A 23864-nucleotide genomic window follows, 5' to 3' on the forward strand; every position below is an offset into this window, starting at 1 on the left:
CGCCGGCCCCTGCCCGAACCAGAGCCAAGATTGCGATGAGCGGCGTCAACGAGATCAGGTCCACCTTCCTCGACTATTTCAAGGCCAACGGCCACGAGATCGTCCCGTCGAGCCCGCTCGTTCCGCGCAACGATCCGACGCTGATGTTCGCCAATTCGGGCATGGTGCAGTTCAAGAACGTCTTCACCGGCCAGGAGAAGCGTCCCTATTCGCGCGCCACCACGGCACAGAAATGCGTGCGCGCCGGCGGCAAGCACAACGACCTCGACAATGTCGGCTACACCGCCCGCCACCACACCTTCTTCGAGATGCTCGGCAACTTCTCGTTCGGCGACTACTTCAAGGAACAGGCGATCCATCACGCCTGGACCCTGGTCACCCGCGAGTTCGGCCTGCCCAAGGAGAAGCTGACAGTCACCGTCTATTCCGAGGACGACGACGCCCACGCGCTCTGGAAGAAGATCGCCGGCCTGTCGGATTCCAAGATCATCCGCATCCCGACCTCCGACAATTTCTGGCGCATGGGCGACACCGGCCCCTGCGGCCCCTGCTCGGAGATCTTCTACGACCACGGCGACCACATCCCCGGCGGCCCTCCCGGCTCGCCCGACGAGGACGGCGACCGCTTCATCGAGATCTGGAATCTCGTCTTCATGCAGTACGAGGAAGCGGCCGGCGGCATCCGCACCGACCTGCCCCGCCCCTCGATCGACACCGGCATGGGGCTGGAGCGCATCGCCGCCGTGCTCCAGGGCACGCATGACAATTACGCGATCGACCTGTTCGCCACGCTGATCCGCACCATCGCCGACCTCACCAACGTCCCGCCCGACGGGCCGATGAGCGCCAGCCACCGCGTCATCGCCGACCATCTGCGCTGCTCCGCCTTCCTGATCGCCGACGGCGTGCTGCCCTCTAATGAGGGCCGCGGCTATGTGCTGCGCCGGATCATGCGCCGCGGCATGCGCCATGCGCAGTTGCTCGGCGCCAGGGATCCACTGATGCACCGGCTGGTGCCGGCGCTGGTGCGCGAGATGGGCCAGGCCTATCCGGAGCTCATCCGCGCCGAGGCGCTGATCGGCGAGACGCTGAAGCTGGAAGAGACCCGCTTCCGCACCACGCTGGCGCGCGGCCTCGCCATCCTCGACCAAGAGGCACAGGGGCTTGGCAGCGGCGACAAGCTCAAGGGCGACGTCGCCTTCACCCTCTACGACACCTACGGCTTCCCGCTCGACCTGACGCAGGACGCGCTGCGCGCCCGCGGCGTCGGCGTCGATCTCGACGGCTTCGACGCCGCCATGGCGCAGCAGAAGGCCAAGGCGCGCGCCGCCTGGGCCGGCACCGGCGAGGAAGCCACCGAAAAGCTCTGGTTCCCGCTGCGCGAGCGCATCGGCGCGACCGAGTTCCTCGGCTACGACACCGAGAGCGCGGAGGGCGTCGTCACCGCGCTGGTCAAGGACAATGCCGAGGTCGCCGCGCTGAAGCAGGGCGAGACCGGCTTGGTCATCCTCAACCAGACGCCGTTCTACGGCGAGTCCGGCGGCCAGGTCGGCGATACCGGCACGCTGACCGGCGCCGGCTTCCAGGCCCGCGTCACCGACGTCCAGAAGAAGCTGGGCGACGTCTTCGTGCATCATGTCGAGGTCGTCTCGGGCGAGATCACCGTCGGCAAGCCGGCCGAGCTGACGGTCGATCATGGCCGCCGCGGCACCATCCGCGCCAACCACTCCGCGACCCATCTGCTGCACGAGGCGCTGCGCCGCGTGCTCGGCGACCATGTCGCACAGAAGGGCTCGCTGGTGCAGCCGGAGCGCCTGCGCTTCGACTTCAGCCATCCCAAGCCGATCTCGCGCGAGGAGCTCGCCCGGGTCGAGCAGATGGCCAACAGGCTGGTGCTGCAGAACGAGCCGATCAGCACCAAGCTGATGTCGGTCGACGACGCCATCGCCTCGGGCGCCCGCGCGCTCTTCGGTGAGAAATACGGCGACGAGGTCCGCGTCGTCTCGATGGGCACCGATCGCGAGGCGAACCCGCCGAAGACCTTCTCGGTCGAGCTCTGCGGCGGCACCCATGCCGGCCGCACCGGCGATATCGGCCTGGTCGCAGTGCTGTCGGAGGCCGGCGTCGCGGCCGGCGTGCGGCGTCTCGAGGCGCTGACCGGCGAGGCAGCCCGCCGCCATCTGCGCGAGGAGAGCGTCGCGCTCGACGAGATGGCCGGCGTGCTGAAGGCGCCGATCGCCGAGCTGCCGGCTCGCGTCGCCAGCCTGGTCGAGGAGCGCCGCAGGCTCGAGCGCGAGCTGACCGAGGCCCGCAAGAAGCTCGCCATGGGCGGCGGCGGCGAGGCCGGCGACCCGATCCGCGAGGTCGGCGGCGCCAAGCTGCTCGCCCGCGCCGTCACCGGCATCGAGATGAAGGATCTCAAGAGCCTGGCCGACGAGGCCAAGAGCCGTGTCGGCTCAGGCGTGGTGGCGATCGTCAGCGTCGCCGAGGACGGCAAGGCCGGTATCGTCGTCGGCGTCACGCCCGATCTGACCGAGCGCTTCGACGCGGTGGCGCTGGTGCGCGCCGGCTCCGAGAAGCTCGGCGGCAAGGGCGGCGGTGGCCGCCGCGACATGGCCCAGGCCGGCGGCCCGGACGGGGCGCAGGCCCAGGCCGCGCTCGACGCCATCGCCGCCGCGATGGGCTGAACGGGATCGGCGTCGCCCGGCCCATGCCGTTCTCGCGCCGCGCCGTCATCTGCGGCCTCGCGTTCTGCGCGGGGCCAGCCCTGGCGCGCCAGCCCGCAAAGGCCCCGCCGCCGACCGCCCAGCCGGCTATCTCCGCACCCCGCAGCCTGATGGCGGGCGCGCCCGCGACGGCGCTCATCAGCCGCGTGCCGGCCGATGCGCGGCTCGCCATCGCCCGCGTCACCGATCCTGACGACAGGGCGATCGTCGTCGCCCCCGCCGGGGCCGCGGCCTCGGTCTCCCTGCCCTCGCCCGGCGTCGCCGGCCGCTGGGAGATCAGGCTGCTGCGCGATATCGACGGCCGCCCCGCCGTGCTGCTGCGCCAGCCCCTGGTCACCACGACGCCTGAAGCGACGCTCGCAGCCCCCGCCCGGATCGCACGCGGGAATGCCCTGCCGGTCCGCGGCATCGGCCCCAATGGCGAGCGCGACCGCGTCGTCTTGGTGCGGCCCGATGCGCCACCCGAAGGCGACGGCCCGTATTTCTACCCGGCCGAGAATGTCGAGAGCACCCTCGACGCGCCCGATGAGCCGGGCGCCTACGAGTTGCGCTATGTGATGGTGGCGCCGGTCAGCGGCAGGATCGTCCTGGCCCGCCGCGCCGTCGCGGTCGACTGAGGCGCGGCTCCGCCGCGAAACCTCCACGCCTCCGGACCGTACGGCTCGCTCGCATGGTGCTGGCGGTCACGCCTTGCCGAAGCCGATCCGCACCGGCCACGGCCTGTCATGAAAAAAGCCCGGCCAGAGCGGCCGGGCTTCGTGTCGTATCGTCGCTGGCGAGCGCTGCTCAGGCGGCCATGGCCTTGCGCAGGTTCTCGGAAACCTTGTCGAGGAAGCCGGTGGTCGAGAGGAACTTCTGGTCGGGGCCGACCAGCAGCGCGAGGTCCTTGGTCATGTCGCCGGCCTCGACGGTGTCGACCGTGACCTTCTCGAGCAGCGCGGCGAACTTGGCGAGCTCGGCGTTGTCGTCGAGCTTGGCACGGTGGGCGAGGCCACGCGTCCAGGCGAAGATCGAGGCGATCGAGTTGGTCGAGGTCTCCTTGCCCTTCTGGTGCTCGCGATAGTGGCGGGTCACCGTGCCGTGGGCGGCCTCGGCCTCGACGGTCTTGCCGTCCGGCGTCATCAGCACCGAGGTCATCAGGCCGAGCGAGCCGAAGCCCTGCGCCACCGTGTCGGACTGCACGTCGCCGTCATAGTTCTTGCAGGCCCAGACATAGCCGCCCGACCACTTCATCGCCGAAGCGACCATGTCGTCGATCAGGCGATGCTCGTAGGTGATGCCCAGCTTCTCGAACTCGGCCTTGAACTCGGCCTCGTAGATCTCCTGGAAGATGTCCTTGAAGCGCCCGTCATAGGTCTTGAGGATAGTGTTCTTGGTCGAGAGATAGACCGGGTACTTGCGGATCAGGCCGTAGTTGAGCGAGGCGCGGGCGAAGTCGCGGATCGACTCGTCGAGATTGTACATCGCCATGGCGACGCCGGCGTCGGGGGCCTTGAAGACCTCCTTCTCGATGACGTTGCCGTCCTCGCCGACGAACTTGATCGAGAGCGTCCCCTTGCCGGGGAACTTGAAGTCGGTGGCGCGGTACTGGTCGCCATAGGCATGGCGGCCGATCACGATCGGCTGGGTCCAGCCCGGCACCAGGCGCGGCACGTTCTTGCAGATGATCGGCTCGCGGAAGATCACACCGCCGAGGATGTTGCGGATCGTGCCGTTCGGCGACTTCCACATCTGCTTGAGGTTGAACTCCTTCACGCGCGCCTCGTCGGGCGTGATGGTGGCGCACTTCACGGCGACGCCATGCTTCTTGGTGGCGTTGGCCGCGTCGATGGTGACCTGGTCGTTGGTGGCGTCGCGGTTCTCGACCGAGAGATCGTAATAGTCCAGCTCGAGATCGAGATAGGGGAAGATCAGGGTGTCCTTGATCTTCTGCCAGATGATGCGGGTCATCTCGTCGCCGTCCATGTCGACGACGGGATTGGCGACCTTGATCTTGCTCATGCGATTGCGACCCCTGTTCTGGCCAGTCTGGAATCGTCCCGGGCTGCAGCGCGGAACGCCGCGGCGGGCTCGCGCGCTTCCTAGCGGGTTCCGCGCGAGGGGGAAAGCCGGCCTTTTGGGCAAGCGGCGCGCCATCGCCGCAGGGCGCCGCCGCGGCTCATGCTGCACTGCCGCATTCTCGGCACCTTCGGGTGGCACCCTGCGCCCTCGATTGTCTATGCCCGGCCTCCGTTCCCGTGACCAGCAGCACCGCTCGCCACGCCGCTCTCGCCCTTCTCGCGACCGGCTGCCTCCTCTCCTCCCCCGCCCCGGCGAGCCCGGCGCCCAATGGCGAGGAGGCGAAGCCGCAGGCAACGGCCGGCCGCTTCGAGCTGGCGGCCCTGCCCGACGCGCCCTTCTGGGAGACCGAAGACGAGCCTGAGCAGGCGATCCTCGCCATTCCGAGCTTCATCGCGCCCCATCTCGACAAGAGCGTCGCCTTCGGCGAGCGCGCCCGCCGCAACGGGCTGGCGCGCGCCGAGCTGGAGGCGGCGACGATCCGGCGCGGCTTCACCGCGCCGACTGACAGGCCCTATGCCGCCACCGAGCGCGCCGTCGGGGTGCGCCTCGGCCAGAACCCGCTCTCGCTCGAGACCTCGCTGGTCAGCGGCACCGGCACCTGGGAGGGCAAGGACACCCGTCTCAACTGGGCGCTGCGGCGCCGCGGCGGCGCCGAGAGCAACGGGCTGCGCTGGGGCTGGGGCACGGGCGGCGGGGTCGGCATGAGCGGCAGCACCAGCCAGAACGCCAGCGCCAGCCTCGGCTACAGCCATTCGCTGTTCGACATGGTGACGCTGACCTCGGAGATCGCGCTGGCCTCCTCCTACGCCTTCGCCAGCCACGCCCAGCCGGATGCGAGCCTGACCCCGCAGGTCCAGATCGTCACCGACCTCAGCAGCACGCTGTCGACACCGTGGAAGACGGTGCTCGACGTCAAGCTGAACCGGCAGCTGCCGCTGACCGGGGGCGACCCTCAGAGCAACGCCTCGGCGATGCTGCGCCTGCAGTTCCGCCCATAGGCGCCAGACGCATGCCGGCGTGCCGGCCGCGAAGGGCAAGGCGCTTCCCCACCGGCAGGGACAGCCTCTAGACTGCCGGCATGCAGAATACGCCTTCCGAACAATTCGCCCTCGTCACCGGCGGCACCCGCGGCATCGGCGCCGGCGTCGCGCTGTCCCTGGCCGAAGCCGGCTATGCCGTGCTCGCCACCGGCCTTACCGACGCGGAGGTCGCGGCCGCCCCGCCCCATCCCGCGATCCGGCATGCCCGGCTCGACGTGACCCGTGACGACGAGGTCGCCGCCATCGTCGCCGGCTGCCCGCGCCTCGATGCGCTGGTGAACTGCGCCGGCATGATCCAGCGCGGCGGCAAGGAATTCGAGATCGAGGCCTTCCGGCTCACCGTCGAGGTCAACCTGACCGGCACGATGCGCATGTGCCTGGCCGCCCGCGAGAAGCTCGCCGCGAACGGAGGCGCCATCGTCAACACCGCCTCGATGCTGACCTTCCAGGGCTCGCCCTTCGCGCCCGGCTATGCGGCGTCGAAGGGCGGCGTCGGGCAGCTCACAAAATCGCTCGCCGCGGCCTGGGCAGCGGAAGGCATCCGCGTCAACGCCGTGGCGCCCGGCTGGATCGCCACCGAGCTGACCCGGCCGCTGGTCGAGGACGCCGCGCGTTCGGCGCCGATCCTGGCCCGCACGCCGATGAACCGCTGGGGCGAGCCCGCCGATATCGGTGGTGCCGTGCTGTTCCTGCTCTCGGACGCGGCGCGCTTCGTCACCGGCTCGATCCTGCCGGTCGACGGCGGCTATCTCGCGGTCTGAGGCGGACGAAAGCCGGAGAGACCGGCAGGCGCCGCGGCTGCGCGGCCGCCGGTCGAGACAACCAAGAACAAATGGGAGGCGTCGCGATGAGCGAGCAGAAGCACATGCCGGTCCAGGCCACGACGGAGGAGCGCTGGACGCCCTACCGCCATCCCCAGCCGAAGGAATCCCCGCCCGAGCTCGTCGTCCCGAACGTCATTCCGACCGACGAGCGCGTCTGGGTACCGGTCGACGACAATGTCTGGTTCCGCCCGCTGCTGCTCTGCGTCTCGCGCGGCTACTGGATGAACCTGCTCAAGGTCCGCAAGGCCGGCGTGCTCTCGCGCCACCGCCATCCGCTGCCTGTGCACGGCTACGTGCTCAAGGGCACCTGGCGCTATCTCGAGCACGACTGGGTCGCGACCGAGGGCTCCTATGTCTACGAGGCGCCCGGCGAGACGCACACGCTGGTGGTCGACCCCGATGTCGAGGAGATGATCACCATGTTCCAGGTCAACGGCGCGATGATCTATGTCGACCCGGACGGCAAGTGCCTCGGCTATGACGATGTCTTCACCCGCATCGACAAGTGCCGCGCGCATTACGCGACGAACGGGCTGGGCGCCGACTACGTCGACCAGTTCATCCGCTGAAGCCAGGTAGCCGCGCGCTGCGGCGGCGGTTCAGCGGCCGAGCTTGGCCAGCTCGACAGCGGCGCGCAGCTCGATATGGGCGAGGATCTCGTCGAGGCGCGGATCGTCGCTGGCCTCGCGGCGGGCCGACAGCATCGCCTTGATCCGGTCGAGCTCGGCGATCTGCACGCGGCCCGACAGCAGCGCCGCCTTGAGCCGGTCGAGCCCGTCGAGCAGGTCCTGCCCGCGCCTGGCCTGGCGCCGGCGCCGCTCCTGCCCGTTCTCCTCGGCCTGCACGGCGAGCAGCCCGTCGAGGGAGCCGGCATGGCCGACAGCGCCCGCCTGGGTGCCCGCGGCACTTTCGCGCGACGAGGGCAGGCTGAAGCCGGCGCCGCTGCCGGCACGGCCGCGCTGGGTCGCCGATGTGGAGGTGATGGCCGCGCGCTGGTCGATACGGATCATGGCGCTCTCGAAAATGGGGCCGAAGGCGGCACGGGGACGTCACCCGCCCCGTCCTCGATAAGCCGCCATCATGGTTAAGGCCGGGTAAACGGCCCGGCAGGAATTGCCGCACCCGGCAGGTTTGGACATGGCGATGACGGCCCGGCCATCTGGCACGAAATCCGTAAAGCACTGATTCAGAACATCATTATCATTCTCGCTATCTGGCACGCGCTTCGCAGGGGACAGGTTCGAGTTCGCCTGTCCGCCCGGAGCCTTCATGCACCGTCTCCCGTCCCTCCGCCGCCTGCTGATCCTGGCCGCCGCCATGCTGCCGGTCGCGACGGCGTGGGCGGCGGACCTAGCTTCGCAGCCGCAGCCCCAGGCCCAGACCGGCGCCCGCGTCATCCAGCGCGGCGGCGCGGCGGCGGCCGGCGTCGCCCCCTCCTCCTTCGGCGGCAATGCCGGAGCGAGCGGAACGCCTGGCGCCGCACTGTCCCGCATCAAGGACCTCGCCTCGGTCGAGGGCGTCCGCAGCAACCAGATTCTCGGCTACGGCATCGTGGTCGGCCTGAACGGCACCGGCGACACGCTGAACAACGCCCCCTTCACCAAGCAGTCGCTGCAGGCGATGCTGGAACGGCTCGGCGTCAACACCCGCGGCGCCAACATGCGCACCGCCAATGTCGCCGCCGTGATGGTGACGGCGAACCTGCCGCCCTTCGCCACCCAGGGCACCCGGCTCGACGTCACGGTCTCCGCGCTCGGCGACGCCAAGTCGCTGCAGGGCGGAACGCTGCTGGCGACGCCGCTGCTCGGCGCCGACGGCGAGGTCTACGCCGTTTCGCAGGGCCCGGTCGCGATCGCCGGCTTCTCGGCCGAGGCCGATGCCGCCAAGATCACCCGCGGCGTTCCGACGGTCGGGCGTATTGCCAATGGCGGCCTGGTCGAGCGCGAGATCGACTTCGCACTGAACAAGCTCAAGACGCTGCGCCTTTCGCTGCGCAACCCGGACCTGACCACGGCGCGCCGCATCGCCGCCGCGATCAACGACTTCATCGGCGGCGATTCCGCCGAACCCACCGACCCGTCGACCATCGTCCTGCAGATCCCCCCGCGCTTCCAGGGCAACATGATCCGCCTGCTCACCGACATCGAGCAGTTGCGCGTCGAGCCCGACCAGACCGCGCGCGTTGTCATCGACGAGCGCTCCGGCATCATCGTGATGGGCCGCGACGTGCGCGTCTCCACCGTCGCGGTCGCCCAGGGCAACCTCACGGTCACGATCAGCGAGGAGCCGCAGGTCAGCCAGCCCGAAGGCTTCTCGGACGGGCGCACCGTCGTGGTGCCGCGCTCCACCGTGAAGGTCGACACCGAGGGCCGCAACAAGCTCGCCCTCGTCAAGGAGAGCGTCACCCTGCGCGAGCTCGTCGACGGCCTCAACGCGCTCGGCATCGGCCCGCGCGACCTGATCTCCATTCTCCAGGCCATCAAGACGGCCGGCGCCCTCCAGGCCGACATCGAGGTGATGTGATGAGTCCCACTCTCGCCATTCCCGCCGCCAAGCTCGCGGTCGGCGTCGCCGGCGGCCTGCTCGGCAAGCTGACCCAGGCCGCCGGCGACGAGCGCACCGCCAAGGCCCGCAAGGTCGCCGACGATTTCGAGACCGTCTTCCTCGAGAATTTCACCCAGAACGTGATGAGCACTTCCGGCACCGAAGGTCCGCTCGGCGAGAACGGCACCGGCGGCGAGGTCTGGCGCTCGATGCTGACCCAGGAATACGCCCGCAACCTGCAGAAGGCCGGCGGGCTCGGCCTGTCCGACCAGATTCTGCGCGACCTGATCCAGGTGCAGGCCAAGGCGTCCGGCACGGCCGCGACCGGGGCGGGTCATGCTGGCTAGGACACGCGTCATCGACGAACGCCCCCGCGTCGGCACCGCCGCGGAGGCGAACGGGCTGATCGAGGCCGTGCTGGAGACGCTGGGCGCGCTCTCGCATCTCGTCGGCGAGGAAACCGCGCTGGTGAAGGCCGGCCGCCTCGGCGAGGCGATGGAGCGCGAGCCGCGCAAGGCCGAGCTGGCGGGCGTCTATATGAAGGGCGTCGAGCAGATCAAGCTGAACGCGGTGGCGCTGGCGCGCTTCGTCCCGGAGAAGATCCGCCGCCTCAAGGAGGCGCATCTCGCCTTCCAGGGCCTGATCGAGATCAACCAGACCGTGCTCGCCACCGCCCGCGCCGTCTCGGAGACGATCGTGCGCGACCTCGCCGGCGAGGCCAACCGCCCGATGCGTGCCGCCGGCTACGGGCCCGCAGCCACCGTCGGTGCCGGCGTATTCGCGCGGCCGAACGCCGGCCCGCTGATGGTCTCCAAATCGCTCTGACGGCGCGCCGGCAGCAACGCGGCGGCGCTGTCGTTCCGGATCGTTAACATTCTAGCGATCGCTCTAACCTGGCTTTCAGGCCTCGTCCGGATCATGCTGCCTGCTCTCATGCGAGTCAGGAGGTGTCGGCATGGACGTCGGCGGAGTTGCCAGGCTGCCGGGGTCGGGTCCCGTCCAGGTCGCGCACAGGACCGATCTGTCGGTGCCTGCGGCCGCGACGCGCGTCGACCTGCCGGTCGAGAAGACGGTCCAGTCGCCGCCGGCGGGCCAGCCGCTGCAGCTCGATCTCGCGGCGCGGCGCAATGGCCGCCGCCATGAGGAGACCCGCGAGGCGGCTGCCCGCGCCCCGCAGTCGGAGGATCGCGAGCAGGCCAGCGCCCGCGAGGCGCTGCGCGAGGTGATCGAGCGGCGGCTCGACATCGACCCGCGTACCCGCAGCATCGTCATCCGCGAGACCAATCGCGAAACCGGCGAGACCGTCACCCAGATTCCCGACGAGACGATCCTCAAGCTGCGCGCCTTCTCGCGCGACCTGATGGAGCGCGCCCGGGAAAGCGAGACCGAGACGCGCCGGCATCTCGTCGAGCGCACCGCCTGATCCCGCGCCGCCCCGGCCACGACGACCCCGCTTTCGAAGCCCGCGCCCGCCCGGCGCGGGCTTTGCCGTCTCGACTGTGCCTATCGCGGTTGAGGCGGCGTTAACCACGCCCGAAAGCCGCCCGGATTGCGCGCAATTCGCGCTTCGAAATTTACGACTCGTTGGGGGATGGGCCGCGATGGTCGCACGGCCGGATCCAGAAGGGTCCGGCGCCAGAAGGCATCTTACCAGAAGGTAAAACCATGTCCGTCTCCATCTCCGCCGGCGTCCGTTCCGCGCTCTCCTCGCTCCAGTCCACGGCTGCCGCGGCTCAGGCCTCGCAGCTCAAGCTGGCCACCGGCAAGCGCGTCAACTCGGCCGTCGACAACCCGGTCAACTTCTTCACCGCCGCTTCGCTGAACAACCGCGCGAGCCAGCTCACCGGCCTGCTCGACGGCATCTCGAACGGCATCCAGACCATCCAGGCGGCCTCCAAGGGCATCGACGGCATCACCAAGCTGGTGAGCTCGCTGCAGTCGACCATCAAGCAGGCCCAGTCCGACGCCGCCCAGAACCGTCCGGCGATCTCCGGCACCGCTCTCGCCACCGCCGCCGAAGCCGGCGCGACCAGCAAGAGCCTGAAGGACATCGCCCTCGACAAGCGCATCGGCGCGGACGCGACCGAGAGCCCGACCACCCCGGGCACCTATGTCGCCAACACCGCGACCGCCGCGACGGCCGGCTCGGCCGGTGACCTCGGTTACGACACCCGTGGCACCGCCACGGATGCCAACACCGCCAACAAGATGGTCATCCACATCGGCAAGGGCGCCGGCACCGGCACCGACCTGACCAAGATCGAACTCGACATCGACACGAACACCACCGTTCGTGACGTCGTCAACGCGATCAACGGCTCGGGCGTGGCCACCGCCTTCGTCGACGAGAAGGGCCAGCTCAACGTCAAGGGCACGGGTTCCGAGAAGCTCAGCGTCGGCATCGGCATGGGCGGCGCGGCCGACGTCGCCGGTCCTCCGGCCGTGTCCGCCGAGGCCGGCGCTCTCGCCGCTGCCGAGGCCAAGGCTCTCGACGGCACGCAGAACGCGCTGTTCGGCCTCGCCACCACGGACCGCACCACCGGCAAGGACTCGTCGAACGTCACCTCCTCGACGCGTTCGAACCTGATCGACCAGTACAACGATCTGCGCAGCAAGATCGACGACCTGGCCAAGGATGCGGGCTTCAACGGCATCAACCTGCTCGGCGGCGACCGTCTCTCGATCGCCTTCAACGAGAAGGGTGGCAAGAACCAGACCAAGCTGGACATCCAGGGCAACTCGATCACCGCCGATAATCTCGGCCTGGTCAAGGCCGGCAACACCCAGCTCGTCGGGCAGGTCAACTTCCAGAACGATCTCGATCTGGAGAAGGCCGGCGAGTCGCTGACCAGCGCGCTCTCCTCGCTGAAGTCGTTCTCGTCGAGCCTGGGCGCCAACCTCTCGGTGGCCCAGACCCGTCAGGACTTCACCCGCGACATGGCCGATGTGCTGAACACGGGCGCCAGCAACCTGGTGAACGTCGACGCCAACGCCGAGGCGGCCAACCTGCTCGCTCTGCAGACCCGCCAGCAGCTCTCCCAGACCGCCCTGTCGCTCTCGAACCAGAGCGAGCAGGCCGTCCTGCGGATGTTCTGATCCTTCGTCCGCAGAATGCGGGCTGCCCACAGAATGTGGGCCGAAGACAAGGGAGGCGGGGCAATGGCCCCGCCTCTTTGCGTTTGCGGCCGGCAGCGCCCCCGATTTAACGGTTTGTTATCCCTAACGGCCCATGATCCCCCGGAAATGACCTAGCCAACGCCCGAGTCGCGCGTTCAGGGGACCTGAAGATGGCCAATACGATCCTTTCAAACGGCGTCCGCAACAACCTCCTGACGCTGCAGCAGACCACCGCCCAGCAGAGCGTCATCCAGAACCGTCTGGCGACCGGCAGGAAGGTCAACTCGGCGATCGACAACCCGGTGAACTACTTCACGGCGATGTCGCTCGGCGACCGCGCCGGCCAGCTCAACGGCCTGCTCGACGGCATCTCGAACGGCATCCAGACCATCCAGGCCGCCTCCAAGGGCATCGACGGCATCACCAAGCTGGTGAACTCGCTGCAGTCGACCATCAAGCAGGCCCAGGCCGACGCCGCCCAGAACCGCCCGACCATCACCGGAACCGGCACGACCCTGTCGTCCCCGGCCGAGGCGGCGGTGACCAGCAAGAGCCTCAAGGACATCGCGCTCGACAAGCGCATCGGCGAGAACGGCCAGGCCGGCCCTCCCTACGTCACGAACACCGCCACCGCCGCCACCCCGAGCTCGGCCGGTGACCTCGGCTTCGACCTGCTCGGCCCGGCCGGCACCAACACCGCCAACCAGATGGTGATCCAGATCGGCAAGGGCGCCGCCACCGGCACCGACCTGACCGAGATCACCCTGGCGATCGACGCCAACACCACCGTCCGCGACGTGGTCAACGCGATCAACAGCTCCGGCGTCGCCAGCGCCTTCGTCGACGAGAAGGGCCAGCTCAACGTCAAGGGCGCGGGTTCGGAGAAGCTGAGTGTCGGCATCGGCGTCGGTGGCGCCGCCGCCGTGGCCGGCCCTCCGGCCGTGAGCGCCGCCGACGGCGCGCTCGCCGCCGCCCGCACTGCCGCCACCAACGGCACCACGAACGCGCTGTTCGGCCTGGCGACGACCGACCGCACCGCCGGCAAGGATTCGTCGAACATCACCTCGGCGACCCGCTCGAACCTGATCGATCAGTTCAACGACCTGCGCAACAAGATCGACGATCTGGCCAAGGATGCCGGCTTCAACGGCATCAACCTGCTGGCCGGCGACCGTCTGACGATCCAGTTCAACGAGAAGACCGGCAAGAACCAGACCAAGTTGGACATTCAGGGCTCGAACCTGACCGCCGACAATCTCGGCATTCCGCGCGGGGTGAACACCCAGCTGACCGGCTTCATCAACTTCCAGAACGACATGGACCTCGACAAGGCGACGGAGTCGCTGACCAACGCGCTCACCTCGCTGAAGTCGCTGGCCTCGACCCTGGGCTCCAACCTCTCGGTCGCCCAGACCCGGCAGGACTTCACCAAGGAGATGGCCAACGTGCTGACCACCGGCGCCGGCAATCTCGTCCTGGCCGATCCCAACGAGGAGGGCGCGAGCCTGCTGGCGCTCAACACCCGCCAGCAGCTCTCGCAGACGGCCCTTTCGCTCGCCAACCAGGCCGACCAGGGCGTGCTGCGCCTGTTCGGTTGAGCCGGCGCGCACCTCCCTCCCCCACGCAGAAGGCGCGGCAGACATGGCCCTGAAGGTCGAGCTCAAGCCGAACGAGCGCATCATCATCGGCACGGTGGTGATCCGCAACGAGGAGCAGCGCACGCGCTTCTTCATCGAAGGGCAGGCGCCGATCCTGCGCGAGAAGGACATTCTCACGCCGGCCAGCGCCGACACGCCCGCCCGCAAGATCTACCTCGCCGTGCAGCTGATGTATCTGGCCGGCGACCCGACGACGCAGCACGGGGTCTATTTCGACCTCGTGCGCGACTTCCTGCAGGCAGCACCCAGCTCTCTGCCAATTGTTTCCGAAATCAATAACTTCATTTTAAGCTCGGAGCTCTACAAGGCTCTGAAGTCGGCCAAAAAGCTGATCGCGTACGAGGCGGAGCTCTTCGAGAATGCAAAGCGGGTTTAACGCCTACGCCGCGGCCGCACGGACCGCCCAGCACACCGCCTCCCCCCGCGAGCTCGAAGCCTCCCTGCTGCTGAAAGCCGGCACCCGCCTCCAGGCCATCATGGACGACTGGGCGGGCCGAGCGCCGGAGCTCGACGAGGCGCTCGCCTACAACCGCAAGCTCTGGACGCTGCTGGTCTCGGCGGTGATAGCCGAGGACAACCCGCTGCCGGTCGCCATCAAGCGCAACATCCTGTCGCTGGCGAACTTCATCTTCAACCACACCTTCCGCGTCGCGGCCGATCCCGGCCCGCAGTCGCTGGGCGTGCTGGTGCAGATCAACCGCGACATCGCCGCCGGCCTGCGCGGCCGCTGACCTCGCGTCCTATAGACGCCTCGTACGAAGCGAGGCCGCCCCGAGATCCGAACGCCGCCCGGCCCCGCCGTGGCGGCGTTCGCGTTTCCGGCGGCCCGCGCCGCAATGAAGAGCCCGCCACCGCGGATGCGATGGCGGGCGGGCGCGTGGCCGCGAGGGGCGGGGCGTCAGAGGAAGTTGGTGAGGTTCAGCCGGCCGAGGCTCGCCGTGGTCTGGTAGCTGGCCTGGAGCCTGGTCTGCAGTTCCAACAACTGCATCGCCACCTCCTCGGTGGTGACGTTCTCGACGCTCTCCAGCGTCTGGGTCAGGTAGCCCTGGGTCGCGACATGGCGTTCCTTGGCCTTGGCCATGGCGTTCTGCGCCGTGCCGAGCTCGACGATGATCTCGGACGGGTTCTGCACGCCGGGCGGAAAGCCGAGCTGGTCGCGCACCCGCTCCGTCATCGCCTCGTAGCGATCGCGCGAGGCCGCGTCGCCGGCCGGGAAGGTCTCGGCCGCGAGGACGGCGAACTGGGCGAGACCGGTACGGAAGGCCTGCTCGTTGGCGCGCGCGCCGGTCTGCGCCGTCTCGCTGCGGTCGATCTGCACGGTCGAGGTCGAACGCGCGGTGCCGGCCCCGTCGTCGCCCTTGTACCAGATCACCGTGTCGGCCTCGGTGCCGGCCACCGGCGCGGTCGCCGCATTGGCGAAATCGGGTCCGGGAACCCGCAGCGGCGGGCTGCCATTGCTACCGGCGAAGAAATCGCCCGCCGCCTTCTGGGCAGAGGCGGCGGAGAGCGCACGGTCGGCGTGATGCGTCAGCGCCTTGCCCAGCGCGGCGCGCAGGTTCGCGGCGGTGGCGTCGGCATCGGCCCCGATCGCGAAGGTCTCGTGCTCGGTCCCGCTCGCGCCTTCGGCCCGCGCGGTCAGCGTGATCTCCTGCGTGCTGCCGTCGGGCAGCGTCAGCGAGACGCGCAGCGTGTCGCCGACGGACGGCGTACCGGTGACGTCCACCGCGATGTCGGCCGGCGGGCCGGCGGTATAGGCGGTGGTCAACGCCGCCGAGGAGCTTGCAGCGCCCGAGAGCTTGAAGCCGTAGAAGGCGCTGGCCGCGCCCTCCGCCAGGGTCACCTGCGGGTCGGTGCCACCGAGCGTCAGCCGGCCGAGCCCGTCATCGCCGCGATCGGCGAGGCGGCGTTCGGCGATCAGCTGCTTCAGGCCGGCGCGGCCGGCACCGTCGCCGTCCATGATCAGCGAGAAGCTCTCGACCGGCTCCTTGTCGGCGGTGCGGCCGGAGAACAGATAGCGCCCGTTGATCTGGCTGTTGAGCAGGTCGAGCGTCTGCTTGAACTTCTCCTCCGCCAGTTCCTGCGGCGCGGTACGGCCCGAGGCGGTCTCGAGATAGGTGCCGGAGCGCACGTCCTTCAGCGTCTCGGCGGTGATCTTGGCGTAGGTGTCGACCGCGGTGCTTGCGATCTTGAGGTTGACCTGGCCGCGCTCGATGCCGGTCAGCCAGCCATCGAGCGCCGAGAGCTTGCCGTTGAGATCGAGGCTGACATTGCGGTCGAGCCCGAGCCCGGCATAGGTCTCGCTCTTCTTCTTGGTCGCGAGCTGGCGCTGCAGGTCGTCGAGCTGGGTGCGGCCGCTGACGAACTGGTGCGGGGTGGCGGTGCGGTAGGCGCCGCGTCCTGTGGCGGTGATGGTCATCGCTCGGTCCTCACAGCCTCATCAACACGTCGAGGAGGTCCTTCACGGTCGAGATCACCCGCGCATTGGCGGCATAGGCCGCCTGCAACTCGATCAGCGTCGACATCTCGCGGTCGACATTGACCTGGGCGTCCTCGAGAAAGCGGCTCTGCACGGCGGCGAACGCCACTTGCTGGCCCTCGTTCAGCTGCTGCGCCTGCTGGCTGGCCTGCCCCTGCCCCGCCACGACGCGCTGCACGAAGTTCGAGATCGTCATCGAAGAGCTGGTGCGCGAGCCGTCGAAGCCCACCGCATCGGTGAAGCTGCGCGGATCGGCGGTGAGCCGGTCGAGGAGGAATTGCGGCCGGGAGCTGTCGCCCTCGGCGGTCTGCGGCACGGTCTGCGAGACGACGAGGCGCGAGCGGTCGGCGAGCAAGTCCGGATTGACGACAATGCGCCCGGCATAGCCGAGCTGCTGCGAGACGCCGTCATACTTGCCGGTGAAGGCCTCGCCCGAGCCGCCGTCGATGAAAAAGGGCAGCTCTGCGGTGCCACCGGTCAGGCTGGTCTGCGTCGGCCGGGCGGTCAGCGCCGTGACGTCGCGGGTGCCGGCGACGCCGTCGTCGACGATGGTCAGCACCGAGCCGGCATTGCTCACGTCGAAGCCGGGCGCCAGCACGGCCTGCATCTGCGCCGCGACCGAGGCCGGCCCGCCCGAGAAGTCGATGCCGATGACGCGGTTGTTGGCGTCGCCAGAGGCCGAGGCCGGCAGCGGCAGCGCCGCGGCCGAGTCGACGCGCACGAAGGTGAAGCGCTGCAGCTGCCCGCCGGGCGTGACGCGATAGTCGAGCGTCAGGCTGTTGCCGGCTGCGAGACCGGCCATGTCGACCGAGAAGCCGGTCGCGGCGCCCACCGTCGCCGGCGTGCCGGCGATCTGCTGGTCCGACAGCGCGCGCGACATCTGCGCGGCGATCTGGTCGAGCTGGGCCTGCGCCTGCACCAGCGTCTTGTCGCGCAGCTCGAGCAGTGCGCCGATCTCGCCGGAGCGGAAGGTGCCGTTGCCGATCGCGTCGAAGCTGTTGCCGGAAATGTCGCGCGCCACGATGGTGCCGACGCCGCGCTGGGCCGGATCGTTGCTCCATTGGGAGGTCGCGTCGATCCCGGCATGCCGGTCGAAGGAGAACACCACCGCCGGCGCGCCGTCGAAGAGCTGCGTGCCCGAGGCGGTGGTGATGGTCAGTGCACCGGTCGGCTTCTCCTCGGTGCGGATGTCGACATATTGCGCCAGCTCGGAGACGATCCGGTCGCGCTCGTCGCGCAGATCGGCCGCGCCGGCGGTGCCGCCGCCGTTGACGATGCGGGCGTTGACGTTGGTCAGCGAGCCGAGCAGGTCGTTGACCCGCGAGACGGCGCTGCCGATCCCGGTCTCGGCCTGGTTGCGCATCGCCTGCACGCCGGAGGACAGCGTGTTGAGGCGATTGGCGAGCTGGCTGGCGGCATCCAGCACCGCCGTGCGCCCGGCATAGCTCGACGGGTCGTTGCGCAGCGCCTGCAGCGCGTTGGTGAAGGTGTTGAACACCGTGTCGAGCGCGGTCGCGGAGCCCGGCGCGCCATAGAGCCGGTCGAGCCCGGTGAAGGCCTCGGCGCGGGTCGCGGTATAGGCGGCGCCGGCCGTCTCCTGCCAGAGCTGGTGCTGGACGATCCGGTCGAGCAGGCGCTGGACCTGCGCGTTCTGCACCCCGACCGTGCGGCCCGTCTGCGTGTCGACGGTGGAGACGCCGCGCCGCACATAGCCGGCGGTGCCGGCATTGGCGACGTTCTGCGAGACGATCCCGAGCCCGACCTGCGTGCTGCGCAGGCCGGAAATGGCGGTATCGAGCGCGGTACCCAGGGCCATCCTTCAACTCCTGTCGTGCGGTCGCGGCCCTTCTGGGCCGTCAGACGGCGGCGCCCCTGCCTCAGCGGATGATGTTGAACACGTCGCGCAGCATCTCCTGCGCCGTGGTGATCACCTTGGTGTTGGCCGAGTAGGCCTGCTGGGTGATGATCATCTTCGAGAATTCGTCGGCGATATCGGTGTTCGACTGCTCGACATTGCCGCCGATCAGCGCCGAGGTACCGAGGCCGACGATCGGCGAGCCGGACTCGATGGTCTCCTCGAAGGCGCCGCCGTCGAGGCGCTTCAGCGCGTTTCCGGCATTGAAGCGGGCGATGGCGATCTGCGCCAGCGCGACCACCTGGCCGTTGCTGAACGTGCCGATGACCTGGCCTTCGCCCGAGATCGAGACGCGATCGAGTGTGCCGGCGGTGTAGCCGTTCTGGCCGATGCGGCGGGCATTGGTCTGGCCGCTGCTGTCGCCGTTCTGGGTCAGGCTGTTGTTGCCGGTCGTCATCGAGATCGTGCTGATGTCGACGCCGCCGATCGTCATGTTCGGCATCGGGATATTGCCGCCCGTAGGCGAGGTCATCAGGCCCTTCGAATCGAACTGCACCGCGACGCCGGCATTGCGGTAGGCGACCTCGCCGGCAGCCGCCGAGGTGTTCTGCGCGACGAAGAGGTTCCAGGTATCGACGGTCGCCGGCGGGCCGGCCGAGGCGTTGCTCACCTTGGCCCAGCGCAGCTCGACGCTGGCGGCGCGGCCGAGCTCGTCATAGACCGTGACCGAGCCGCCCGGGATCGAGCGGTTGAGGAACCGGGTGACGTCGGCGCCGTCGACGGTGCCGGTGCCGCCGGCGGCCACCGTGCGCGGGTCGGCGCCCGGGAAATCCGTGCCGGGGCCGAGCAGTTCGGAGCCGGGCGTGTTGATGTCGGCCGAATTGGTCTTCGGATAGGCCGGGATGTTGGCGCTGTACTCGATCGCCGTGGTCGCCTGCGCCGGGAACTGGTCCTTGGTGATGCGCAGCACCTCGGGCTGACTGCCGATGACCTGGCCGGTGACCGGGTCGATCTTCTGGCCCTTGAGGTAGTAGCCGGAGCCGTTGACCAGATAGCCGTCGGCGTCGAAGTCGAAATCGCCGCGGCGGGTGTAGAGGTCGCTGTTGGCGAAGAGCGTGTTGGACCCGACGCCGCGCTGGCGCTGGTCGACGACGAAGAAGCCGTCGCCATTGATCGCCGCGTTGGAATCGATGCGGGTCGCCAGCGGGTCGCCCTGGATGGTGTTGGTGGCGCGGCTGTAGGCGTTGACCGAGCCGGCGATCTGGCGGTTCAGCGCCGTGTCCGGCACGAGGTCGGAGAAGCTGGTGTCGACCCGCTTGAAGCCGGCGGTCCGCGAATTCGCGATGTTGCCGGAGATATTCTCCAGGGCGTAGGACTGGGCCTGCATGCCCGTCACCGCCGTGGTCAGCGCACTGAAAACACCCATCGCAACCTCACCTGAGACTGGCGCCCCCCGGGGCGGCCGATCGAATTCAGGCGTGACTTGCACGGCCCGTGCCACGGCACAGGCCGATGATTCTCAATGACTTAGCGGAACATGACAGGGCAGGAACGGCCCCAGGCCCCGGAAAATAAGGACGGGGCCGGCAATTCTTGCCGGGGGCGCCCGGCGGGCTCAGCCCTCCTTGGCGCCCCAGCCGGAGAGATCGCCGGCGACGTCGGACAGGCCCGGCGGGGTCGCCTCGACGAAGGGCAACGGCCGGCAGACCGCTATGGCGGCAAGGCCGATGCGCGCGGTCAGGAGCCCGTTCAGCACGCCCTCGCCCAGCTTGGCCGAGAGCCGCGCCGCCAGCCCCTGCCCCAGCACCTGCTGGATCACCGCATCGCCCGCCGCCACGCCGCCGGTGACCACGAGGTGCCCCAGCACCTGGCGCGCCAGCCGCAGCAGGCCGAGCGTGCCCGGCCGCCCGGCATAGATGGTGGCGATGCTGCGCAGCAGCCGCGCGCAGGCGATCAGTACGAAAGTGACGTCGATCAGGGCGCGCGGACTGACGGCCGTGACCAGCGAGACGCGCCGCGCGGCCTGCGCCACCTGCGCCTGCGCCAGCGCGTCGAGCGGCACCAGCAGGCCGCGCTCGGCGACGGTGAGCAGGTCGCGGGCCGCCAGCAGGTCGGGCTCGGCCTCCGCCAGCAAGGCCCGGCCCTTGGCGGTCTCGGGCCGGCCGGCATAAAGCGACGCCAGCTCTCCGGTCACGGCGCGGGCCTGGGCGAGATCGGCGGTCGCCAGCGCGTTGACCGCCCGCTCGCGCAGCGCCTCGACGCGCCGTTCGCGCAGGATGTCGAGCACGACGCGGGTCAACATCACGATCAGCGCCAGCGCCGCGGCTGCGGCAAAGACGAGCGCGGCGATGCCGACCGCCGGATGCAGCGCCATCAGCGAGGCGATGGTGCGCTCGGCCCAGACGCCGACCGACAGCGTGAGCAAGCCCGACAGGCCGGCGACGAACAGCGTGCCCCAGCCGAAGCCCGCGCGGCGCGGCACCGGCACGACCGCGGCCGGCTCGGGATCGATCGGCTCGATCTCCGGCAGGATCGCCACCTCGCCGCGCGACGGCGGCCTCAGCTCCTCATCCGAGGAGGCGGCGGCTCCGTCGAGGCGGAACGCACGCGGTGCCCGGCTCATGCTCGCCCTCCTCTCAGGCCAATCGGTCGCCGATCAGGAACTCCAGCACCCGATCGAGCCGGATATGCGGCGGCGGCGCCATGCGCCCGCCGGCATCCGGCTTCACCAGCGGCGGGCGGAAGCGCGGCGCCCGGATCTGCCAGTGGCCGGCCTGGGCGTGATCGAAGATCGCCTCCGGCCGCTCCGGCAATTCGCCCGGGAAGATCGCAGCCTCGGACCGACCGTCGAAGACCTCGCCGTCGACCACCTCGCCGGCCTCCGGCACGCCGGCGATCGCCGGCAGGTCGTCGCGGCCCTCGCGGATGCGGACCTCGCGCGTGGCGCGGATCGCGGCGAAAGCCATCGCCTCCACCGTGGCACCCGCCCCTTGCGCCTTCGCCATAGCGCGCTGCACCAGATGCGCCATCACCCGCGCCAGACGGTCATGGCTGGTGTGGTGGACATGGTCGGCCTTGGTCGCGGCGAAGAGCACGCGGTCGATGCGCGGCGAGAACAGGCTGGACAGCAGCGAATTGCGCCCGACCGAGAAGGCGGTCAGCGCCTGGCCGAGCGCGGTCTCGAGATCGGCCAGCGCCTCAGGCCCGGCATCGAGCGCCGCCAGCGCGTCGACCAGCACGATCTGCCGGTCCAGCCTGGCGAAATGCTCGCGGAAGAACGGCCCGACCACGACGCGCTTATAGGCCTCGAACCGCTCGCTCATCAGCCCCGCCAGCGTGCCGGCGCGCGGCACCGTGCCCGGCGCCAGGTCGAGCGGCGCGAAGGTCAGCGCCGGCGAACCCTCGAGATCGCCCGGCATCAGGAAGCGGCCGGGCGGCGTTACAGCCACCGCCTCGGGGTCGGCGCGCAGCGCCGCGAGATAGGCCTTGAAGCTGTCGCTGGCGGCTTCGGCCGCGAGTTCGTCCGGCGCGCCCTCGGGATCGCGCAGGGCGAGATCGGCGAGCCATGCGCCGGCGACGCCCAGCCGGTGCGCCTTGCGGGCGTCCGCCACGGCCTGCGCCGACCAGGCGGCATAGTCCTGGCCGATCAGGGCGAGATCGAGCAGCCATTCGCCGGGATAGTCGACGATGTCGAGCGTCAGCGTCGCCGGGCCCTTGAACCAGCCGGCGGCGCGCTCGTAGTCGATCTCGATGCGCAGCTCGGAGATGCGCCGCGTCGATTCCGGCCAGCGCCGGTCGGGGCCGGCGAGCGCGGCGCGATGCGCCTCATAGGGAAAGCGCGGCACCTCGGGATCCGGCTGCGGCACGAGCCGCACCCGCGAGATTCGCCCCTCGGCGGCGGCCTTGAGCACCGGCAGGCGCGCGCCCTCGACGAGGTTCTGGATCAGCGCCGTGGTGAAGACCGTCTTGCCGGAGCGTGACAGGCCGGTGACCCCGATGCGCAGCCGCGGCTTCGCCAGCCCGAGCAGGCTGTCGCCGAAGGCAAGCGCCGCGTTGCGGGCTTCGTCGAGATAGGAGCCGGAGGCCATTCGCGCCGCGCCTCAGTCGTCCGGGCCTTCGCCCAGCGAGGCGGGGGTAACGAAACGGTCGAGCCGGCCGGCACGCGAGGTCACGTCGCGCCAGTCCTCGACGTCGAAATCGAGCACGGCCAGCCCGCAGGTCGGATATTTCTGCGACAGCCGCGCCGCCGCATAGCGGTCGCCATGGCCGGCGAGACGCCCCGCCAGTTCCTCGAAGCCGGGGTTATGGCCGATCATCAGCAGGGTCTTCACCGTCGGCTCGACCGCCTGCACCACCTCCAGCAGCTGGCCGGACGGCGCCTCGTAGATGCGCGGCTCCGTCTGCGTCGGCGGCCGCTCGGGCAGCATCGGCCTGACCAGATCCCAGGTCTCCTGGGTGCGCCTGGCCGGCGAGATCAGCACCAGATCAGGAAAGAGCAGCTCATCGGCGAGATAGCGCCCCATCACCGGCGCGGCCTCGCGCCCGCGGGTCGCGAGCGGCCGGTCGCGATCGGCGGTGTCGGCGGGCCAGCTCGACTTGGCATGGCGGAGCAGCATGAGACGGCGCATGACCGCCATCTAACCACGCCGCGCCGGATTTGCGAGGGGTCAGCGCGTCTCGCGCCGCGCCATGAAGGCGAGCTTCTCGAACAGCGAGACGTCCTGCTCGTTCTTGAGCAGCGCGCCGTGCAGCGGCGGAATGACCTTGCGCGGGTCGCGCTCGCGCAGCACCTCGGGGCCGACATCCTCGGCGACCAGGAGCTTCAGCCAGTCCAGAAGCTCGGAGGTCGAGGGCTTCTTCTTGAGGCCGGGGACCTCGCGCACCTCGAAGAACAGACGCAGCGCCTCCTCCATCAGCCGGGCTTTGATGCCCGGAAAGTGCACCGCGACGATCGCCTTCATCGTCTCCGCGTCGGGGAAGCGGATATAGTGGAAGAAGCAGCGGCGCAGGAAGGCGTCCGGCAGCTCCTTCTCGTTGTTCGAGGTCACGACGATCAGCGGCCGTTGCACCGCGCGGATGGTCTCGCCGGTCTCGTAGACATGGAACTCCATGCGGTCGAGCTCGAGCAGCAGGTCGTTGGGGAACTCGATATCGGCCTTGTCGATCTCGTCGATCAGCAGCACCGGCCGCACCCGCGAGGCGAAAGCCTCCCAAAGCTTGCCGCGCCGGATGTAGTTGCCGATGTCGGAGACGCGCGGATCGCCGAGCTGGCTGTCGCGCAGGCGGCTGACCGCGTCGTATTCGTAGAGACCCTGCTGCGCCTTGGTGGTCGACTTGACGTGCCAGGTGATCAGCGGCGCACCGAGCGCGGCCGCGACCTCCTCCGCCAGCACCGTCTTGCCCGTGCCGGGCTCGCCCTTGACCAGCAGCGGCCGCTCCAGCGTCAGCGCCGCATTGACGGCGACGGTGAGATCCTCGGTGGCGACATAGGACGCGGTGCCGGTGAAGCGCATGCGGAGCCTTTCCCTCGCCGCCCTCGCGAGGGCTCGGCGGTGCCTGTGGA

The 23864-nt window shown here is 69.6% G+C and carries 22 protein-coding genes; 13 read left to right on the plus strand and 9 right to left on the minus strand.

Translation table 11 applies throughout. The annotated features are described in order from the left end of the window. Window positions 1-35 precede the first annotated feature (35 nt). The gene (gene alaS / locus ABE438_RS00985) at window positions 36-2687 is read left to right on the plus strand and encodes an alanine--tRNA ligase (protein ID WP_346500339.1); all 2652 of its coding nucleotides are present in this window, start codon (window positions 36-38) and stop codon (window positions 2685-2687) included. Between the two features lie 149 nt (window positions 2688-2836). After that, window positions 2837-3343 (plus strand): hypothetical protein, encoded by a 507-nt coding sequence (locus tag ABE438_RS00990; RefSeq protein ID WP_346500341.1) that lies wholly within the window; start codon window positions 2837-2839, stop codon window positions 3341-3343. Between the two features lie 169 nt (window positions 3344-3512). On the opposite strand, the gene ABE438_RS00995 is transcribed toward ABE438_RS00990, so the two are convergent. Beyond that, entirely contained in the window at window positions 3513-4727 is a 1215-nt protein-coding gene (locus ABE438_RS00995) for an NADP-dependent isocitrate dehydrogenase (protein WP_346500343.1), read from the minus strand. Window positions 4728-4963: 236 nt separating this feature from the next. On the opposite strand from ABE438_RS00995, the gene ABE438_RS01000 reads away from it, so the two are divergent. From ABE438_RS01000 to ABE438_RS01010, 3 genes are all read left to right on the plus strand, one after another. Beyond that, the gene (locus tag ABE438_RS01000) at window positions 4964-5785 is read left to right on the plus strand and encodes a hypothetical protein (protein ID WP_346500345.1); all 822 of its coding nucleotides are present in this window, start codon (window positions 4964-4966) and stop codon (window positions 5783-5785) included. An 80-nt stretch (window positions 5786-5865) separates the two neighbouring features. Next, a complete protein-coding gene (locus ABE438_RS01005; protein ID WP_346500347.1) occupies window positions 5866-6588 on the plus strand; it encodes an SDR family NAD(P)-dependent oxidoreductase in 723 nt (240 codons plus the stop codon). Between the two features lie 86 nt (window positions 6589-6674). Next, window positions 6675-7220: a 2,4'-dihydroxyacetophenone dioxygenase family protein gene (locus ABE438_RS01010; protein WP_346500349.1), complete on the plus strand. Its 546-nt coding sequence runs from the start codon at window positions 6675-6677 to the stop codon at window positions 7218-7220. Window positions 7221-7250: 30 nt separating this feature from the next. Here the strand turns inward: ABE438_RS01010 and ABE438_RS01015 are convergent, their stop codons facing one another. Continuing rightward, window positions 7251-7661 carry a flagellar assembly protein FliX gene (locus tag ABE438_RS01015; RefSeq protein ID WP_346500351.1) on the minus strand — a complete coding sequence of 137 codons (411 nt, stop codon included), beginning with the start codon at window positions 7659-7661 and terminating at the stop codon, window positions 7251-7253. Between the two features lie 259 nt (window positions 7662-7920). On the opposite strand from ABE438_RS01015, the gene ABE438_RS01020 reads away from it, so the two are divergent. From ABE438_RS01020 to flaF, 8 genes are all read left to right on the plus strand, one after another. Beyond that, a complete protein-coding gene (locus ABE438_RS01020; RefSeq protein ID WP_346500353.1) occupies window positions 7921-9174 on the plus strand; it encodes a flagellar basal body P-ring protein FlgI in 1254 nt (417 codons plus the stop codon). Next, a complete protein-coding gene (locus ABE438_RS01025; RefSeq protein ID WP_346500355.1) occupies window positions 9174-9542 on the plus strand; it encodes a rod-binding protein in 369 nt (122 codons plus the stop codon). Before ABE438_RS01020 ends, ABE438_RS01025 begins: the two co-directional genes overlap by 1 nt. Continuing rightward, window positions 9532-10020, plus strand: coding sequence for a hypothetical protein (locus ABE438_RS01030; protein WP_346500356.1), 489 nt, complete (start codon window positions 9532-9534; stop codon window positions 10018-10020). Before ABE438_RS01025 ends, ABE438_RS01030 begins: the two co-directional genes overlap by 11 nt. Window positions 10021-10150: 130 nt before the next feature. Next, the gene (locus ABE438_RS01035; RefSeq protein WP_346500358.1) at window positions 10151-10618 is read left to right on the plus strand and encodes a hypothetical protein; all 468 of its coding nucleotides are present in this window, start codon (window positions 10151-10153) and stop codon (window positions 10616-10618) included. A 242-nt stretch (window positions 10619-10860) separates the two neighbouring features. Then, window positions 10861-12291 (plus strand): flagellin N-terminal helical domain-containing protein, encoded by a 1431-nt coding sequence (locus ABE438_RS01040; RefSeq protein ID WP_346500360.1) that lies wholly within the window; start codon window positions 10861-10863, stop codon window positions 12289-12291. Between the two features lie 191 nt (window positions 12292-12482). Next, complete coding sequence (locus ABE438_RS01045; RefSeq protein WP_346500362.1) at window positions 12483-13910, plus strand: flagellin N-terminal helical domain-containing protein; 1428 nt, start codon at window positions 12483-12485, stop codon at window positions 13908-13910. Between the two features lie 43 nt (window positions 13911-13953). After that, window positions 13954-14346: a flagellar biosynthesis repressor FlbT gene (gene flbT, locus ABE438_RS01050; protein WP_346500364.1), complete on the plus strand. Its 393-nt coding sequence runs from the start codon at window positions 13954-13956 to the stop codon at window positions 14344-14346. Continuing rightward, on the plus strand, window positions 14330-14701 hold the full coding sequence (gene flaF, locus ABE438_RS01055) for a flagellar biosynthesis regulator FlaF (protein ID WP_346500366.1): 372 nt from the start codon (window positions 14330-14332) through the stop codon (window positions 14699-14701). Before flbT ends, flaF begins: the two co-directional genes overlap by 17 nt. 167 nt (window positions 14702-14868) lie before the next feature. On the opposite strand, the gene ABE438_RS01060 is transcribed toward flaF, so the two are convergent. From ABE438_RS01060 to ABE438_RS01090, 7 genes are all read right to left on the minus strand, one after another. Then, window positions 14869-16386, minus strand: coding sequence for a flagellar biosynthesis protein FlgL (locus ABE438_RS01060; protein WP_346500367.1), 1518 nt, complete (start codon window positions 16384-16386; stop codon window positions 14869-14871). A gap of 10 nt (window positions 16387-16396) precedes the next feature. Beyond that, complete coding sequence (gene flgK / locus ABE438_RS01065) at window positions 16397-18262, minus strand: flagellar hook-associated protein FlgK (RefSeq protein WP_346500369.1); 1866 nt, start codon at window positions 18260-18262, stop codon at window positions 16397-16399. A gap of 61 nt (window positions 18263-18323) precedes the next feature. Beyond that, window positions 18324-19727, minus strand: a complete 1404-nt coding sequence (locus ABE438_RS01070; RefSeq protein WP_346500371.1) for a flagellar hook protein FlgE — start codon at window positions 19725-19727, stop codon at window positions 18324-18326. Between the two features lie 189 nt (window positions 19728-19916). After that, a complete protein-coding gene (locus ABE438_RS01075) occupies window positions 19917-20924 on the minus strand; it encodes a YcjF family protein (RefSeq protein ID WP_346500373.1) in 1008 nt (335 codons plus the stop codon). A 13-nt stretch (window positions 20925-20937) separates the two neighbouring features. Beyond that, on the minus strand, window positions 20938-22389 hold the full coding sequence (locus ABE438_RS01080) for a YcjX family GTP-binding protein (RefSeq protein WP_346500374.1): 1452 nt from the start codon (window positions 22387-22389) through the stop codon (window positions 20938-20940). 12 nt (window positions 22390-22401) lie between these two features. After that, window positions 22402-22929, minus strand: coding sequence for a SixA phosphatase family protein (locus ABE438_RS01085; RefSeq protein ID WP_346500376.1), 528 nt, complete (start codon window positions 22927-22929; stop codon window positions 22402-22404). A 39-nt stretch (window positions 22930-22968) separates the two neighbouring features. Further along, window positions 22969-23814, minus strand: coding sequence for an AAA family ATPase (locus ABE438_RS01090; RefSeq protein ID WP_346500378.1), 846 nt, complete (start codon window positions 23812-23814; stop codon window positions 22969-22971). Between the last annotated feature and the right edge of the window lie 50 nt (window positions 23815-23864).

The sequence above is a fragment of the Allobosea sp. TWI1241 genome (assembly GCF_039673065.1).
In the GTDB taxonomy this organism is placed as follows: Bacteria; Pseudomonadota; Alphaproteobacteria; order Rhizobiales; family Beijerinckiaceae; genus Allobosea.